A 16,499-nucleotide genomic window follows, 5' to 3' on the forward strand; every position below is an offset into this window, starting at 1 on the left:
GGCCCCGGCCACTGTCGTTGACGCAGCCTCAACCCCATCCTTGGCGCCCTCTGCCGGGCCCGGGTATCCTCTGGTTCGAGGAAACGCTGATCCGTTGCCAGGGCGCTGCCGGAGGCCGGTTCCGGTCAGCCGGCAAGGCGCGCAGGACCGTCGAAATCGGTCAGTAATCCGGATTGGCGCGCCGATCAGCCCGTCCGATAACGCTCACGCCACGGAATTCCCGGAACTATGCAGCAGATCCGTCAGTGGTTCGCACGCCATTTCAACAACCCCCAGGTCATGGGCCTGGCCGTGGTGTTGTTGCTTGGTTTCGGATTCTTTCTGTTCTTCGGCGGCATGCTGGTGCCAGTCATTGCCGCGGTGGTGCTGGCCTATCTGCTTGAAGGGGTAGTGCGTCAGCTGGAGCGGCGTGGAATACCCCGCATGCCCTCGGTGCTGTTCGTCTTCTCGGTGTTCTTCGCCGGCCTGCTGCTGGTTTTCTTCCTGCTGATACCGGTGCTGATTCGCCAGGTTTCTCAGCTGGTCGACGAGTTGCCGAAGATTCTCAGTGCCAGCCAGGCCTTGCTGCTGCAGCTTCCCGAGCAATATCCGCAGCTCTTCTCGGAGGATCAGATCACGGATCTGATTCTTGCCATCCGCCGTGAGGCGCTGGACCTGGGGCAGCGGCTGCTGACCTCGTTCTCGATGCAATCGCTGGTGGTGCTGATCACGCTGCTGGTGTACCTGCTGCTGGTGCCGTTTCTGGTCTTCTTCTTCCTCAAGGACAAGAAACCGCTGGTGAACTGGTTCAGCAGTTACCTGCCCCGGGACCGGGAATTGCTGCAGACCATCTGGCGGGACGTGGACGCGCAGATCGGCAACTACGTCCGTGGCAAGTTTCTCGAAATCCTGATCGTCTGGGCGGTGACCTTTGTCACCTTCCAGATGCTCGGGCTGTCATTCGCCATGCTGTTGTCACTGATGGTTGGCCTTTCGGTAATCATTCCCTACATCGGCGCCGCCGTGGTGACGGTTCCGGTGGGGCTGATCGCCTATTTTCAGTTCGGTTTTGGCAGCGAATTCGTCTGGATCATGGTGGCGTATGGCGTCATCCAGGCGCTGGACGGAAACGTACTGGTGCCCGTCCTGTTTTCCGAAGTGGTCAATCTGCACCCGGTGGCGATCATCGTCGCGATCCTGGTGTTCGGGGGGATCTGGGGTTTCTGGGGTATCTTTTTCGCGATCCCCCTCGCCACCGTGATTCAGGCCATCCTCAAGGCCTGGCCGGTGGCCACCACCGGCCCCGACGGGCAGGACGGCGATCAGGAGCAGGCACCGGCCGCCTAAGGCAGTGTGCTCACCCGTCGTACAGTTCGCCGGCGGCCGCCAGCACTTCCTCGGCATGACCGGGGACCTTGACGCCACGCCATTCCCGGCGCAGCACGCCCTCGGCATCAATCAGGAAGGTGCTGCGTTCGACCCCCATCACCTTGCGGCCGTACATGTTCTTCTCGCGGATGACGTCGAACTGGCGGCAGAGGGTTTCGTCCTTGTCCGACAGCAGCGGGAAGTTGAAATCATATTTCGCGCCGAAGTTCTCCTGCGCCTTCAGTCCGTCGCGGGAAACGCCCAGGATTACCGTGTTCACGGCCTCGAAGCGGTCCCTTAAATCCCGAAAGTCCTGGCCTTCGCGGGTGCAGCCCGGGGTGCTCGCCTTGGGGTAGAAGAACAGCACGATCTGCCTGCCCTTCAGTTCGGACAGGCTGATCGTGCGATCGCCGGTGGCCGGCAGGCTGAACTCGGCTACGGTCTTGTCCACGGCAGAGGTGTTCATGAATAAACTCCGTATGGTCGGCAACGTCTGATCAATTGGTCTGTTCCGAGCTGTTCCCCCGGATGCGCAGGTGCGGGGATAAATCAGTGTTTCCTTAATGGTTCGATTGGTCGTTCGCGGGGGATCACTGCCAGCGCTGCATCATCCCTTGACCGGCTCGAACATGGAGTCGAGGTTCAACTGATCGCAGAAATCCAGGAATTCTTCGCGCAGCACCGATATCTGGGTGCTGGCCGGTACGTCCAGTGTCATGTGTACGGAAAACATCGGTGTGCCGGTATGGGCCGCGGCATAACGGCTGGTTTGCAGATCCCGGATGTTGATCTGGCGCTCGGAAAAGAAGTGGGCCAGCTTGTGCACGATTCCCGGGTGATCCATGGCCACAACGTCCACCGCATACGGCAGCAGATCGCCGCTGGAGCGTGGCGCCGCGGTTCGCTTCCAGAAAATCTCCAGATTCAGCTCGGAGCCGGCGTTGCCCAGCAGGCTCTCCAGCTTTGCCAGCTGGTTCCACTTGCCGGAAACCAGCTGGATTACGGCGAACTCGCCGCCGAGCACAGTCATGCGGCTGTCAAGAATGCTGCAACCGGAGTTGGCAATGATTCCGGACAGGGCGTCGACGATGCCGGGGCGGTCCTCGCCGAGGGCGCTGATGACGAGCATGTTCTGCATGAGGTCGCGGTCTCTCCGCTGGTTATGGCCTGGCCTGGCGGGTAAGGCCGGCAGGGCCGGAAATCAGCATTTCCGTGGTGGCCGGCGAGTCTAGCACGGGGCAGCGTTTTCGCCGCCCTGCGTGCTTGTCTGACCGCAGGCGCAAACGTAGTATGCAGCTTTGATTTTTAGCCAGGGGGCGGATGATGTTCCGGGGAAGCATGGTGGCCATGGTCACCCCCATGCACGAGGACGGCGCGGTCGACTGGGACGCGCTGGGGCGGCTGGTGGAGTTCCACGTCAACCAGGGCTCCGACGCGATCGTCGCCGTCGGCACCACTGGCGAGTCCGCCACCCTCGACTACGACGAGCACTGTCAGGTTATGCGGCGCGTGGTCGAATTTGCCGCCGGCCGCCTGCCGGTGATCGGTGGTACCGGCGCCAACTCCACCTGGGAAGCCATCAAGCTGACCCGATGCGCGATGGAGGGGGGCTGCGACGCTGCACTGCTGGTCACTCCGTATTACAACAAGCCGACCCAGGAAGGTCTGTACCTGCACTTCAAGGCGGTGGCCGACGCCGTGCCGATCCCCCAGATCCTGTACAATGTGCCAGGCCGGACTGCCTGCGACATTCTGCCGGAGACCGTCGAACGGCTGGCCGAAATCCCCAACATCGTGGCGATCAAGGAAGCGCAAGGCACGGTGCAGCGCCCGCGTGAGATCATCGAGCGTTGCGGTGACCGGCTGGATGTCTACAGCGGAGACGACGGGAATGCGCGGGAAATCATTCTCGCCGGCGGCAAGGGTGTTATCTCCGTGTCCGCCAATGTTGCACCGGCGCTGATGCATGCCATGTGCATGGCAGCACTGGACGGAAAGCGGGAAGAGGCCGAGGCGATCGACGCTCGGCTCGCGGCTCTGCACAAGGCACTTTTCGTGGAATCGAATCCAATACCGGTGAAGTGGGCGGTGGCCCAGCTCGGTCTGGTCGGCACCGCGATCCGGCTGCCAATGACCCCGCTCTCCGAACACCATCATGAGACCGTCCGTCAGGCAATGATCCTGGCTGGCGTTCTCGAGTGAGTCAGTGAACCAATGAGCCGATTTTCTGTTTGTAGATTTGTCCTGGTCCTGCTGCTGGTCGGCGGGCTCAGCGCCTGTTCCATGTTTGGCCGCGGTGGCGACCAACCGGTCGATGAAGCCGAACGTCTAACCATCCCGCCGGACCTGTCCGACGAGCGAATCGGTTCGGTGCCGGATACCCAGGGCCGTCAGTCGGCCCGTTTGTCGGATCTGGCCGCGGGTCGCGGGGGCGGACTGTTGCCCGAGGCGCCCGGCATGCAGATCCAGCGCTATGGTTCGGACCGCTGGCTGGAGCTTGAAGCCGGGCCGGATCAGGTCTGGCGTTGGCTGAACCGCTACCTGGACGACAACGACGTCGAGGTGGTGCGCCGCTCGCAAAGCCTGGGTCTGGTCGAAACGGACTGGCTGCCGCGGCCGCTTGGCGTCAGTGGCGGGATTTTCATGCCGATTCCGATGGATGCCGATGCACCGGTGCGCGAACAGTACCTGTTTCGTCTGGAGCCGCTGACTGGTGGTGGCGGCACCGAGCTGTACGTGGCCCATCGACGCGCCGTGCAGGTCGAACGTGACGGCGAGATGCGCTGGGAACCGCGGGACGCCGAGCGCGGCCGGGAAGCCGAGGCATTGCGGGGTTTCATGGTGCACATGGGCATGGCCGAGGCCGAGGCGGCGCGGGCCGGTTCGGCGGCCGATGCCGGGCCGATCCGTACCGCGATGGAAAGTGACAACGGCGTGCCGCGGCTGGTGATCGAGGAGCCCTATCTGCAGGGCTGGCGGCGCACCGGCCTGGCGCTGGACCGTGCCGGCTTTACTGTCGAGGACCGTGATCGGTCGGCCGGGCGCTATGTGGTGCGCTACGATCCGGCGGCCGAGGCCGATCGCGGTGGTCGCGGCTTCTTCTCGCGGCTGGCGTTCTGGCGCGACCGGGAGGAAGAGCTCGAACCCGGCAATTACGTCATTCGTGTGCAGTCGGAGGCGGGCCGCACCGTGCTTGGCGTCGCTCCCGAGGACGACGAGGGCTCGGTATCGGCGGAACTGGCGGAACAGTTGCTGGCCCTGATCGAGGAGCAGCTTCGCTAGGGAAACGCTGATTTATTCGCACGCCTGCGTTGGAGTCCGCATTTTTCTCCGAGGCAAGGCGCGCTGTGCAGCGCCGCAGTCGTTCTGCGGTCAAGCAGCGCAACGCAGCAGTCGGGAAAAATGCGGCCCAACCCGAAGGGCCCGGCCGGTTTTGGCCCCTGGCTGTGTTGCGCCACCGGCCCGGTAGCGACGGCTACGGAACCGGCACCGCGCCTTGCCAGATGACCAAAAACCGGTCTCGGGCGCAGACGCGGGAATAAATCAGCGTTTCCCTAGCTGTTGCCGACAGGCTTGAACAGACTGGATAACGGCAGGCACCGCTCGGTGCCTGCCGATTTGTTTATGGCCCGACCATGGCCCGCCGGGCCAGCGCCGCGGCCCTGGTGGAAACAGACCCGATGTTGCGACTGACCGGCAGTGAAGCCCTTTCCGTGTCCCGCCGCCAGCGTTTGCTGGCGACCCTGCAGGACGCCATCCCGGCCCTGGTCTCGATCCGGGCCCGGTTCGAATATTTCGTGCAGACCAGTCGCGAACTCGACGCCGGGGAGCAACAGCGCCTGCAGGCCCTGCTGCACGAGGGCGAGCCGCTGACCATGGATCAGGTCGGTACCCGGCTACTGGTCACGCCCCGCCCCGGAACGATTTCACCCTGGTCAAGCAAGGCCACGGATATCGCCCACAATTGCGGTCTGGCCGCGGTCAACCGGATCGAGCGCGGCGTGCTGTATTGCCTGGAGCATCCCGGCACCCTGGACGAGGCTGAGCGCGAGGCCGCGCAGGCCGCCATTCACGACCGCATGACCGAAACGGTGTTGCCGCCGGAGCAACTCGCCACCGATCTGTTCCGGCAGGCGGCGCCGGCGCCGCTGGTGATAGTGGACGTGCTGGATGGTGGCCGCGAGGCGCTGCGGCGTGCGGATCAGCGCATGGGCTTCGCGCTGGCGGACGACGAGATCGACTACCTGGTTGCCCAGTACCAGGCGCTCGGCCGCAACCCCAGCGACGTCGAGCTGATGATGTTTGCCCAGGCCAACTCCGAACACTGCCGGCACAAGATCTTCCGCGCCGATTGGCAAATCGATGGCAAGCCGCAGCAGCATTCGCTGTTCGACATGATCCGCAACACCTTCCAGCAGCGGTCGGACGGCGTGTTGTCCGCCTACAGCGATAATGCGGCGGTGGCCGAGGGCCATCCGGCGGCACGCTTCTTTGCCGATCCGGCAAGCCGCATCTACCGCAGCCGGGAGGAGATGGCGCACCTGGTGATGAAGGTCGAGACCCATAATCATCCCACCGCCATCTCGCCGTTTGCTGGCGCGGCCACCGGCGCCGGCGGCGAGATCCGCGACGAGGGCGCCACCGGTCGCGGTGCCCGGCCGCGGGCCGGCCTCACCGGCTTCACCACGTCCAATCTGCGGATTCCCGGCTTCGAGCAGCCCTGGGAGTCCGAGGACAGCGGGCGCCCGGGTCGCATTGCCTCGCCGCTGGAGATCATGCGCGACGGCCCCATCGGGGCCGCATCGTACAACAACGAGTTCGGTCGCCCGGCGCTGAGCGGTTATTTCCGCACCTTTGAACAGCGGGTGGCCACCGCCGACGGCACCGAGGTCCGTGGTTTCCACAAGCCGGTGATGTTGGCCGGAGGCATCGGCGTGGTGCGCGAGCAGCATGTGCAGAAGGGACAAGTCCCGGCCGGTGCCCTGGTCGTTGTCCTTGGCGGCCCGGCGATGCTGATTGGTCTGGGCGGAGGTGCCGCGTCCTCGGTGGCCAGTGGTGCCGGCGATGCCGAACTGGATTTCGCCTCGGTGCAACGCAGCAACCCGGAGATCCAGCGGCGTGCCCAGGAGGTGATCGACGGCTGCTGGGCCCAGGGCGAGGCCAATCCGATCCGGTCGATCCATGATGTCGGTGCCGGCGGCCTGTCCAATGCCGTGCCCGAGATCCTGGAAGACAACGCGCTCGGTGGCCGCCTGCAACTGCGCGAAGTACCCAGCCTGGATCCGTCGATGTCGCCGATGCAGCTCTGGAGCAACGAATCCCAGGAACGTTACGTGCTGGCCGTGCTGCCCGAAGACCTTGCGCGGTTCCGGGACTTGTGCGAGCGCGAACGTTGTCCCTTTGCGGTGATCGGCAAGGCCACCGCCGAGCAGCAGCTGATCCTGGCTGACCGCGAGTTCGAAAATTACCCGGTGCATATCCCGATGGACCTGCTGTTCGGCAAGCCGCCGAAGATGAGCCGGGACGTCCGCCGGTTGCAGGTGCCGCGGGAAGCCTTCGCAACCGCAACGCTGGACCTGAACGACGCCCTGGACCGTGTATTGCGCCTGCCGGCGGTCGCGGCCAAGCATTTCCTCATCACCATCGGCGATCGCAGCATTACCGGCCTGGTGGCCCGCGACCAGATGGTTGGGCCCTGGCAGGTGCCGGTGGCCGATGTCGCGGTCACGTTGAATGATTTCAGCGGCCATACCGGCAATGCCATGGCCATGGGCGAGCGGCCGCAGGTGGCGCTGCTCAGTGGTCCGGCCTCCGGCCGGCTGGCGGTGGGCGAGGCGCTGACCAACCTGGCGGCGGCGCCGGTTGGTCGCCTGGACCGGATCAATTTGTCGGCCAACTGGATGGCGCCGGCCGGGCATCCCGGCGAAGACGCCATACTCTACGACACGGTCCGGGCGGTGGGCATGGAGCTGTGCCCGGCACTCGGCGTCACCATCCCGGTAGGCAAGGACTCGATGTCGATGAAGACCGTCTGGCAGGACGCAGGCGGCGAAACCCGCAGCGTGACCGCGCCACTGAGCCTGGTCATTTCCGCCTTCGGCACCTGCGACGATGTGCGGCGGACCGCGACCCCGACGCTGCGCACCGGTCCCGGCGAGACCTGCCTGCTGTTGCTGGACCTGGGCGGCGCGCGGGACCGGCTCGGTGGCTCGGCCCTGGCACAGGTCCACGGTGCACTCGGCGATACGCCGCCGGACCTGGATGATCCGGCGCGGTTTGCAGGCTTTTTCCGGTTGATCCAGGCACTGCTCGAGGACGACCTGCTGCTGGCCTACCACGACCGCTCCGATGGCGGCCTGCTGGTCACGCTCTGTGAAATGGCTTTCGCCGGTCGCTGTGGCCTGGATCTGCAGTTGCCCGAGGGCCGCGATGTCATTCCGATGCTGTTTGCCGAGGAACTGGGTGCGGTGCTGCAGATCCGGAGCACGGATCTCGCCGCGGTCAGCGATCGGGTTCGCGAGGCCGGCCTCGGCGAGTACCTGCATCAGCTCGGTGCACCATCCGAAGACAACCTGGTCCGGATTCGTCAGGGCGGGGAGCTGTTGCTGGAGCGTCGCCGGGCCGTGTTGCAGGGCATCTGGCAGGAAACCACCCGGGCGATGCAGGCGCTGCGCGACGATCCGGACTGCGCTGCCGAGGAGCACGCCGCGGTGCAGGATGACGACGACCCGGGACTGCACGCCTCGCTGTCCTTCAACCCCAGCGAGGATAATTCCGCGCCACTGATCAACACCGGTGCCCGGCCACGGGTGGCAATCCTGCGGGAGCAGGGTGTCAACGGTCAGTTGGAGATGGCGGCGGCCTTTGATCGCGCCGGTTTCGAGGCGGTGGACGTGCACATGACCGATCTGCTGGCCGGCCGCGAGGACCTGGCGGGCATGCGGGGTCTGGTGGCCTGCGGGGGGTTCTCCTACGGTGATGTGCTCGGCGCCGGTGCCGGTTGGGCCCGGACCATCCTGTTCAATTCGCGCTTGCGCGACGCCTTCGCGGGTTTCTTTGCCCGTGACGATAGTTTTGCGCTGGGCGTCTGCAACGGCTGCCAGATGCTGTCGCATCTGCGGGAACTGATCCCGGGCGCGGATCTGTGGCCGCGTTTCCTGCGCAACCGTTCGGAGCAGTTCGAGGCGCGCCTGGCCCAGGTGGAGGTGTTGCGTTCGCAATCCGTACTGCTGGCCGGCATGGAGGGTTCACGCATGCCGATCGCGGTGGCCCATGGTGAGGGCAGGGTGGCATTCACCGGCGACAGCGGACCGCGCAAGGCCGCCAGTGTCGGCCTGGTGGCGATCCGCTACGTGGATGGTCACGGGCGTCCGGCGGTGCGCTATCCGGCCAACCCCAACGGCTCGCCCGACGGCATTACCGGCCTGACCACGCTGGATGGCCGGGTCACGATCATGATGCCGCACCCGGAACGCGTGTTCCGCACGGTGCAGCATTCCTGGCACCCGGATAGCTGGGGCGAGGATGCCCCCTGGCTGCGCATGTTCCGCAACGCACGGGTCTGGTTGGGCTGAGGGTTTGTTGGTGGTATCAGACGATCGAAAGGCTCAATAGGTCTGAGGTTGCAGCAAGCCTCAAGCCGGGGCGGCGAATGCCGGCGGAGGAATGTCGATCGCATGGATGCGATCGTCAAGCCCCCAGGGATGGGTCAAGGAAACACTGATGTAGTCCCACGCCTGCGTTGGAGCCCGCATTTTTTCCGAGGCAAGGCGCGCTGTGCAGTGCCGCAGTCGCTCTGCGGTCAAGCAGCGCAACGCGGCAGTCGGGGAAAATGCGGCCCAACCCGAAGGGCCCGGCCGGTTTCGGCCCCTGGCTGTGTTGCGTCACCGGCCCGGTAGCTACGGCTACCGAACCGGCACCGCGCCTTGCTAGATGACCGAAACCGGTCTCGGGCGCAGTCGCGGGAATACATTAGTGTTTCCTTAATGGCGGTTCCGGAGCCGGCATTTGTCGCCCCGGCGTCGAAGTCGGAACGTCTGTGGCTTCGTCCGGCCGGTGCTGGTGGTCGCCGTTCCGGAAACGCCAACACCGTCCGTGGGGCTCGACGGCCGCGTCCTTGCGGCCGACGTTCCTCCACGGCGACCACCAGCACCGGCCTCGCCGTGGCTGCATTTATGGCCTTGGATCGGCTCTTCAGGCGTCCCGCTCCTCCAGACCCACAAGGCCCGCGTAGTCGCGGGCGAACTGTGCTGCAACGCGGCCGCTGCGGGAGCCGCGTTCCAGGGCGTAGCGCAGTGCGCGTTCGCGGGTGTCGGGGGCGTGGCCCAGGCCCAGCCCGTAATGCCGGAGCCAGTTGTCGACGATGTCCAGGTACGCGTCCTGGTCGAACGGGCGGAAGGCGATCCAGAGCCCGAAGCGTTCGGACAGGGAGATCTTCTCCTCCACCGCCTCGCCATGATGCAACTCGCCGTCCACGTGATGGCTGTCCAGATTGTCGCGCATGGATTCCGGCAGCAGGTGGCGGCGGTTGGAGGTGGCATAGATCAACAGGTTCTCCGGCGCCACGCTGAGCGAGCCGTCCAGGCTCGCCTTCAAGGCCTTGTAGCCCGGGTCGTCCGCCTCGAATGACAGGTCGTCGCAGAACAGGATGAAGCGTTCCGGCCGGTCGGTGACCTGCTCGATGATCCACGGCAGATCCACCAGGTCCGCCGGGCTGACCTCGATCAGCCGCAGCCCCTGTGCCGCGTAATCCTGCAGCATCGCCTTGACCAGCGATGACTTGCCGGTGCCGCGGGAGCCCCAGAGCAGGGCGTTGTTGGCCGGCAGGCCGTTGACGAACTGGCGGGTGTTGCGGTCCAGGCGCTGTCGCTGCCGGTCGATGCGCTGCAAACGGGATGCGCTGATCGCATGCGGTTTCGGGATCGCATGCAGATGGCCGCCGCCTGAAGTCCGGTACCAGCGGAAGGCATTGCTGGCCGTCCAGTCGGGTGCCGCATCCCGGGCCTCGGGAAGCAGGCGTTCCAGCCGGTACAGCAGCCGGTCGGCGTGTGCCAGCAGTGGTTTCAGCTCATCCATGCCCCTGCCCACTACCAGTCAAGATCATCGGGGATCGGGAAGTCCGCGTAGAAGGGGTCATCAGCCTCGCTGGCACTGGACTGCGGAACATACAGAAACGCCTCCGGTGCACGCTGCCGGACCATCTCGGCCGCACCGATCGGCAGCAGGTGGTAGCGGTCGCGGTGCCGCACGATGGCCAGGCGCCCGGCGCTCAGGCCCATCTGCTGTTCCCGGGTGACGTGGACGCGCCTGACCTTGCCGTCCTCGGTGAAGTGAAACGCACGGTCGCCATCACGCATGGACAGCGCATGCTGTTTCAGCAGGTCGTCGACCTGGGCACGGCTCGCAGTTGCCGCCTGCTGCGCATTGCGTTCCCGATTCAACTGCCGGTCGCGTTCCTTGCGCGCCTGCCGCTTGGCCTCCGCCTCGGCCCGGGCGGCGGCAGTCCGGGTCTCGACCTCGGTGCGCTCGCCCTTCTTGCGCCGGTTGCGGCCCTTGCGTGCCTCCCGGTCAACCTTCTTCACGGTTTTCTCGTCTGCCAGCCCGGCCTTGAGCAGCTGGTCACGCAATGCATCGCTCACCGTTTCTCTCCCGCTTGCCGACGGATCTTCAGACCCACTCTGGTGATCTGTCCATTGTCCATCTCCCGGACCACGAACTCCATGTTGTTCAGGCGCACCCGGTCACCGACCACTGCCTGATTCTTGAACAGGCGCAGCAGGTAGCTGTTCAGATCCCGGTCACTGTCCTTGCGGTCCGGGATATCCAGGCCGTAGGCGCCCGCCAGGTCGTCCAGGTCGGTCTCCCCATTGAGCACGAAATCGCCGAAAAAGACGTGTTCCTCCAGTCGCGCCGGCCCATGTTCGGCGACGAACACCCGGTCGAGCGCCGGCAGCCGGTCCGGCGAGGTAAGCACGTAGACGTAATCGTTCACCTGCAGGATGTCATCGCAGGCGTCGGCCAACGGTTCACCCTGACGCACGACGGTGACGATCCGCGTGTTCTCGGGCAGCGTCAGTCGCCCGACCATCTTGTAGACGGCCGGGCTGTCCGCTTCGATGGTGTAGCCGACCAGTTCGAATTCGGCCTGCCCGGGCAGGTCCAGTTCAAGCCGGTGGACGACACGGCTGCGCGGCGGCACGTCGAGCTGCAGCCAGTGGGCAAGCGGTGCCACGGTCCAGCCCTGCACCACCAGCGAGATCAGCACCACGAAGAAGGCGATGTTGAAATACATGGCCGCGCCTTCGGCGCCGGCCAGGAACGGCAACAAACCCAGCAGGATGGGTACCGCGCCGCGCAGCCCCACCCAGCCCACGAACAACTGTTCCCGCCAGGGGAAGCGGAACGGCAGCAGGCAGGCGACCACGGCCAGCGGTCGCGCCAGCAGGATCAGGATGGCGGCCACCACCAGTGCCGGCACTGCGACCTCGAGCAATTCCCGCGGCGTGACCAGCAGTCCGAGCATCAGGAACATGATGATCTGTGCGAGCCAGGCGAGCCCGTCGTGAAAGCGGCGGATATTCTGCGCACTTTGCAGCGGCCGGTTGCCGAGCAGGATGCCGGCCAGGTAGACGGCGAGGAAGCCGCTGCCTTCCAGCACCGCGGCGGCGCCGAACAGCAGCAGCGCACCGGACACTGCGAGTAGCGGGTAGAGGCCCGGGGTCAGTCGAATCCGGTTGATCAATAGCTGTAACAGAAGGCCGCCGCTGAGGCCGATTACAGCGCCGATGCCCATCTGCTGGACGAATTCCACCGCCAGGCCGACACCCAGACTGGTGTGCTCGCCGACAATGAACTCCACCAGCGCGATGGTCAGGAAGATGGCCATCGGGTCATTGCTGCCCGACTCGATTTCCAGCGTGGCCCCGACCCGCTGCTTGAGCTCCAGACCGTGCGCACGCAGCAGGTAGAAAACCGCCGCCGCATCGGTGGAACCGACGATGGCGGCAATCAGCAGGCCCACGATCAGCGGCAGGTCCAGCACCAGTGCGGTGAGCAGGCCGGTGATGCCTACGGTCAGCAGGACGCCGAGCGTGGCCAGTGTGACCGCGGGTCGCAGGCCGACGCGGAAGGTTTCCACCTTGGTACGCAGGCCGCCGTCGAACAGGATGACCGCCAGCGCCAGGCTGCCGATCAGGTAGGCGGTGGGAAAGTCGTGGAACTCGATGCCGCCCGGCCCGCTCTCGCCCATGAGCATGCCGATTAGCAGGAACACCAGCAGCAGCGGTGCACCGATACGGCTTGAGATGACGCTGGCTAGGATGCTGACCAGAAACAGGAGACCGGCAATCAGGATGATCTGGTTGGCGAAGTCCACCTGTTGAATGCCCTTGTCGCGACGCCGCCAGTGCGGCCTGAGTGCGTGGAGCGGCGCGCTGCCGGCGCCAGTCGGTCGATTCGCGGCAGAATCCGGGCGCGAATCGGGCAACCAGTATACCGGTTAAGATTTATTCGCACGCCTGCGTTGGCTTCCGGGGGGTGGACAAACAAAACGCCCGCGCGAGGCGGGCGTCCACGACGTCTGGCTGTGGTCAGCCGATCAGGCGGTCTTCTTGGCGCCGCCGCGGCTGGTGGAAGCCGTCTTGCGCACGGTCTTCTCGGCCTTGGCCTCGACCGTCTTGGCCGTCTCGGCGGCCAGGCCCTGCACCTGCTGGACATAGTCCTGCTGCAGCTTGCTCAGGGTGCCCAGATCCTGGCTGACACGCTCACCCAAGGTCTTCAGCAATTCGTTCTGGGTGGTGATCAGGGTCTGCGGATTGTCGATACCCTGCACGGCCCGCAGATGGTTCAGGCCCAGTTCGCTGTAGCCCCGAACCGCGTCCACGTGGAACTCGGTCAGGCTGGCGAGATGTTCGACAAAGGCTTCCTGCGCGGCACGAACCGGCGCAGTCACTTCTTCAATCTGCTTGTTCACGGATCCAAAGATTTCGTTGTACATCGCTACCTCCCGGGTTGTGTGATGTTGCAATGCAATATAGCAGGCAATTTGTTGCATTGCAATATATCGACCGAATCCCGGAGCTCCGGTTAGCCATCCGCCTTCCGCATGGGTATCCTGACAGGTTTCACTCGACCGCGGCTCCGTTTGGTCCGCGCCGGCCGTCTCGCTCGGCATTCGCCGCTGACGCCCGTTTGATCAGGTGTTCGGTTACGCAGCCGGCCGCCGGCGCCGTCAATGCCCCAGCCAACAGCAAGATATCGATTTACCGAGGGGGATTCTCTGTGAGTTCCACGCTTCCGCTTCGTCACCAGGCTTCGACCAATGACTTTTCCGGACGTCGTTTTCAGGTGTTCACCGCCCGCAATCTCGCCCGGATTCCCGGGGTGTCCCACCTGCCGGAGTCGCAGCGCTTCGCGATGCAGGTGGTGGCAAGTGTGTTGCCGTTCCGGGTCAACGACTATGTGGTCGAGGAACTCATCGACTGGGATCGGGTACCGGACGATCCCATCTTCCAGCTGGTGTTCCCGCAACGGGACATGCTGGCCCCGGAGAGTTTTTCCCGCATGGCGGAGGCCATTCGTCGAGATCGTGATCGGGGCGAGATCCAGCAGCTAGCCCGGGACATCCGGGGTACATTGAATCCGCACCCGGCCGGGCAGATGGAACTGAATGTGCCCCAGCACCAGGGTGAGGCGGTCGAGGGCATGCAGCACAAGTATCGCGAGACGGTGCTGTTCTTTCCCAGCCAGGGCCAGGTCTGCCATTCCTATTGCACGTTCTGTTTCCGCTGGGCGCAGTTCGTCGGTGACAAGGAACTGCGCTTCGCCTCCAACGAGGCGGACAGCCTGCTGGACTACCTGCGCAGCCACCCGGAGGTCAGCGACCTGCTGATGACCGGCGGCGACCCGATGGTGATGAAGACCCGGAACCTGGCGCAGTACCTGGAGCCCCTGCTGAAACCCGGGCTCGAACACGTGCAGACTGTACGTATTGGTACCAAGGCGCTGACGTTCTGGCCCTATCGTTTCGTAACCGACAAGGATGCCGATGAGCTGCTGCGCTTGCTGGAACGTCTGGTGGCGAGCGGCCGCCATGTGGCGATCATGGCCCATTACAACCATCCCCAGGAGATCTCCACGGCCATTGCCGAAGAGGCGATTCGCCGACTGCGGGATACTGGCGCCGAGATCCGTTCCCAGGGGCCGTTGCTGAACCACATCAATAACGATCCGGCGGACTGGGCCGCGCTCTGGCGCAAGCAGGTGCGGCTGGGGATCATCCCCTACTATATGTTTGTCGAACGCGATACGGGTGCCCGCCGCTACTTCGAGGTGCCGCTGGCCCGTGCCTGGGAGGTCTATCGGCAGGCGATGAAGCAGGTCTCCGGCCTGGGCCGGACCGCGCGTGGTCCGTCGATGAGCGCCGATCCGGGCAAGGTAGAAATCCAGGGTGTTACGGAGATTCATGGTGAAAAGGTGTTCGTGCTGCGCTTCATCCAGGGGCGCAATCCGGATTGGGTGCAGCGGCCCTTCTTTGCCCGCTTTGATCCCGAGGCGACCTGGCTGAATCAGTTGCGACCGGCGTTCGGCGACAAGGAATTCTTCTACGAGGCGGAATACCGGGAGATGCTGAATCAGGCCTGATATCGTGCCAGCAGGGCGAGCACCAGCGCGGCCACGACCAGCAGCGTCAGCAGCGCCCGCAGGTTGCGAAACCAGCCCGGCAGCTTCAGGCGCAGAAGGTCCACCACCAGCTGCGCGACGAAGCAGATGGTGAGCATGGCCAGCGCCGGGCCCAATGGCAGAAGCAGCGCAAGCCATGCCAGCAGGGACGGAACCACGCTGACAATGTAATGACTGCTGTCCGCAACCGGGTCGCGCAGCGCCAGCCCCCAATGCACGCCGCCGAGAAAGGACAGAATGACTGCCGCATAGGCGGCTACGGCCCGTAACAGCCAGTCGGCCGTGTCGCCCCCGCCAAGGATCCAGGCCCAGACTGCCCCGAGCAGGAACGGCAGCACCCCCGCCAACCCCAGCCAGGTGGCGGTACGACGGGTCTGCGCGTCTATCGGTCGGGCAAGCTCGTTCATCGCGTGGGCCGGTCAACCACCCGTGTCGTTACGGTGCGCACTCATGGTCAGCGATACGGAATCCGCGAAACGCAGGGCATGCGGCTTGTCGATCTCGACCTCGGCACGCTCCACGGACGGATGCTCCATGGCGCAGTTGAGCACGTCATGGACCAGTTTTTCCAGCAGCAGAAAGCGGTTTTCCTCGACCAGCCGGATGATCTGCTTGGTCACCGTCTTGTAGTTGAGCGCTTCCTCCGGCTGATCCGAGCGCGCCGCCTTCAGTGCGTCGTATTCGATCAGCACGTTGATCACGACGTCCTGCAGCTTTTGCTGCTCCTCGGGGTTGAAACCGATAAAGGTACGCAGCCGCAACTCCTTGATGCGGATGCGCGATCTCTCGAGCGTCCGCCCCTCGGTTTTTCTGATACCACTTTCCGGGGTCGGGCTGGCCATGAGTTCAACGTCCGATCAGTTGCAGGAACTCGTTGCGGGTGGACTGCGAATCACGGAAAGCGCCAAGCATCACCGAGGTGCTCATCGAGGAATTCTGCTTGCCGACGCCACGCATCATCATGCACATATGGCGGGCGGTGATCTGTACCGCGACCCCGTGGGCATCGGTGGCCTGCAGCAATGCCTCGGCGATTTCCCGCGTCATGTTCTCCTGGATCTGCAGCCGGCGAGAAAACATGTCGACAATCCTGGCGATCTTGGACAGTCCGATCACCTTGCCGTTGGGGAGGTAGGCAACATTGGCGTGACCGATGAATGGCAGCAGGTGATGCTCGCACAGGGAATAGAATTCGATGTCCCGCACGATGACCATCTCGTCACTGTCCGAGGTGAACACCGCCTCGTTGACGACGGTTTCCAGGTCCTGATGGTAACCCCGGGTTAGGAAGCGAAATGCATCGGCGGCGCGGTGCGGCGTCTTGACCAGGCCTTCTCGGTCGACATCTTCACCGATGGCAGTGATGATCTGTGCGAAACACTTGTCCATATCAATGCTCATCGGATGCGGTCCTTCGGCGGCAGGTTCATTTTCATGGCGTCATTTAATCTTATACATAAATTGTACACAAA

Annotated in this window: 14 protein-coding genes; 5 read left to right on the forward strand and 9 right to left on the reverse strand. The window is 64.5% G+C overall.

Annotated elements, in window-relative coordinates:
* Positions 1-228: 228 nt before the first annotated feature.
* Positions 229-1,326, forward strand: a complete 1,098-nt coding sequence (locus tag M0534_RS07630) for an AI-2E family transporter (RefSeq protein WP_248567830.1) — start codon at positions 229-231, stop codon at positions 1,324-1,326.
* 10 nt (positions 1,327-1,336) lie between these two features.
* Here M0534_RS07630 and M0534_RS07635 read toward each other — a convergent pair whose 3' ends face one another.
* Both M0534_RS07635 and M0534_RS07640 read right to left on the reverse strand, forming a co-directional pair.
* Positions 1,337-1,813: a peroxiredoxin gene (locus M0534_RS07635; RefSeq protein WP_248567831.1), complete on the reverse strand. Its 477-nt coding sequence runs from the start codon at positions 1,811-1,813 to the stop codon at positions 1,337-1,339.
* A gap of 141 nt (positions 1,814-1,954) precedes the next feature.
* Positions 1,955-2,485 (reverse strand): glycine cleavage system transcriptional repressor, encoded by a 531-nt coding sequence (locus tag M0534_RS07640; RefSeq protein ID WP_248567832.1) that lies wholly within the window; start codon positions 2,483-2,485, stop codon positions 1,955-1,957.
* A 185-nt stretch (positions 2,486-2,670) separates the two neighbouring features.
* Between M0534_RS07640 and dapA the strand changes: the two genes are divergently transcribed.
* The 3 genes from dapA (at position 2,671) to purL (ending at position 8,921) form a co-directional block, all read left to right on the forward strand.
* Positions 2,671-3,549, forward strand: a complete 879-nt coding sequence (gene dapA, locus M0534_RS07645) for a 4-hydroxy-tetrahydrodipicolinate synthase (RefSeq protein WP_248567964.1) — start codon at positions 2,671-2,673, stop codon at positions 3,547-3,549.
* A gap of 12 nt (positions 3,550-3,561) precedes the next feature.
* Entirely contained in the window at positions 3,562-4,629 is a 1,068-nt protein-coding gene (bamC, locus tag M0534_RS07650; protein WP_248567833.1) for an NlpB/DapX family lipoprotein, read from the forward strand.
* A 398-nt stretch (positions 4,630-5,027) separates the two neighbouring features.
* Positions 5,028-8,921 (forward strand): phosphoribosylformylglycinamidine synthase, encoded by a 3,894-nt coding sequence (purL, locus tag M0534_RS07655; protein ID WP_248567834.1) that lies wholly within the window; start codon positions 5,028-5,030, stop codon positions 8,919-8,921.
* 619 nt (positions 8,922-9,540) lie between these two features.
* Here purL and M0534_RS07660 read toward each other — a convergent pair.
* The 4 genes from M0534_RS07660 to M0534_RS07675 all read right to left on the reverse strand — a co-directional run bounded on the left by M0534_RS07660 (position 9,541) and on the right by M0534_RS07675 (position 13,318).
* Positions 9,541-10,422 carry an ATP-binding protein gene (locus M0534_RS07660; protein ID WP_248567835.1) on the reverse strand — a complete coding sequence of 294 codons (882 nt, stop codon included), beginning with the start codon at positions 10,420-10,422 and terminating at the stop codon, positions 9,541-9,543.
* A gap of 11 nt (positions 10,423-10,433) precedes the next feature.
* Entirely contained in the window at positions 10,434-10,985 is a 552-nt protein-coding gene (locus tag M0534_RS07665) for a DUF2058 domain-containing protein (RefSeq protein ID WP_248567836.1), read from the reverse strand.
* Positions 10,982-12,721 carry a potassium/proton antiporter gene (locus M0534_RS07670; RefSeq protein WP_248567837.1) on the reverse strand — a complete coding sequence of 580 codons (1,740 nt, stop codon included), beginning with the start codon at positions 12,719-12,721 and terminating at the stop codon, positions 10,982-10,984. Before M0534_RS07670 ends, M0534_RS07665 begins: the two co-directional genes overlap by 4 nt.
* 222 nt (positions 12,722-12,943) lie before the next feature.
* Positions 12,944-13,318 (reverse strand): phasin family protein, encoded by a 375-nt coding sequence (locus M0534_RS07675; RefSeq protein WP_248567838.1) that lies wholly within the window; start codon positions 13,316-13,318, stop codon positions 12,944-12,946.
* Positions 13,319-13,626: 308 nt separating this feature from the next.
* Here M0534_RS07675 and M0534_RS07680 point away from each other — a divergent pair, with 308 nt between their 5' ends.
* Entirely contained in the window at positions 13,627-14,988 is a 1,362-nt protein-coding gene (locus tag M0534_RS07680) for a KamA family radical SAM protein (RefSeq protein ID WP_248567839.1), read from the forward strand.
* Here the strand turns inward: M0534_RS07680 and M0534_RS07685 are convergent.
* From M0534_RS07685 to folE, 3 genes are read right to left on the reverse strand one after another with little or no spacing between them, the layout of a single operon-like run.
* Positions 14,979-15,434 (reverse strand): DUF3429 domain-containing protein, encoded by a 456-nt coding sequence (locus M0534_RS07685; protein WP_248567840.1) that lies wholly within the window; start codon positions 15,432-15,434, stop codon positions 14,979-14,981. The two genes, M0534_RS07680 and M0534_RS07685, sit on opposite strands and share 10 nt — an antisense overlap.
* A gap of 12 nt (positions 15,435-15,446) precedes the next feature.
* Complete coding sequence (gene folX, locus M0534_RS07690; RefSeq protein WP_248567841.1) at positions 15,447-15,869, reverse strand: dihydroneopterin triphosphate 2'-epimerase; 423 nt, start codon at positions 15,867-15,869, stop codon at positions 15,447-15,449.
* Between the two features lie 4 nt (positions 15,870-15,873).
* Positions 15,874-16,428, reverse strand: coding sequence for a GTP cyclohydrolase I FolE (gene folE / locus M0534_RS07695; RefSeq protein WP_248567842.1), 555 nt, complete (start codon positions 16,426-16,428; stop codon positions 15,874-15,876).
* Between the last annotated feature and the right edge of the window lie 71 nt (positions 16,429-16,499).

Source organism: Methylonatrum kenyense, assembly GCF_023195885.1.
GTDB classification, from domain to species: Bacteria; Pseudomonadota; Gammaproteobacteria; order Nitrococcales; family Aquisalimonadaceae; genus Methylonatrum; species Methylonatrum kenyense.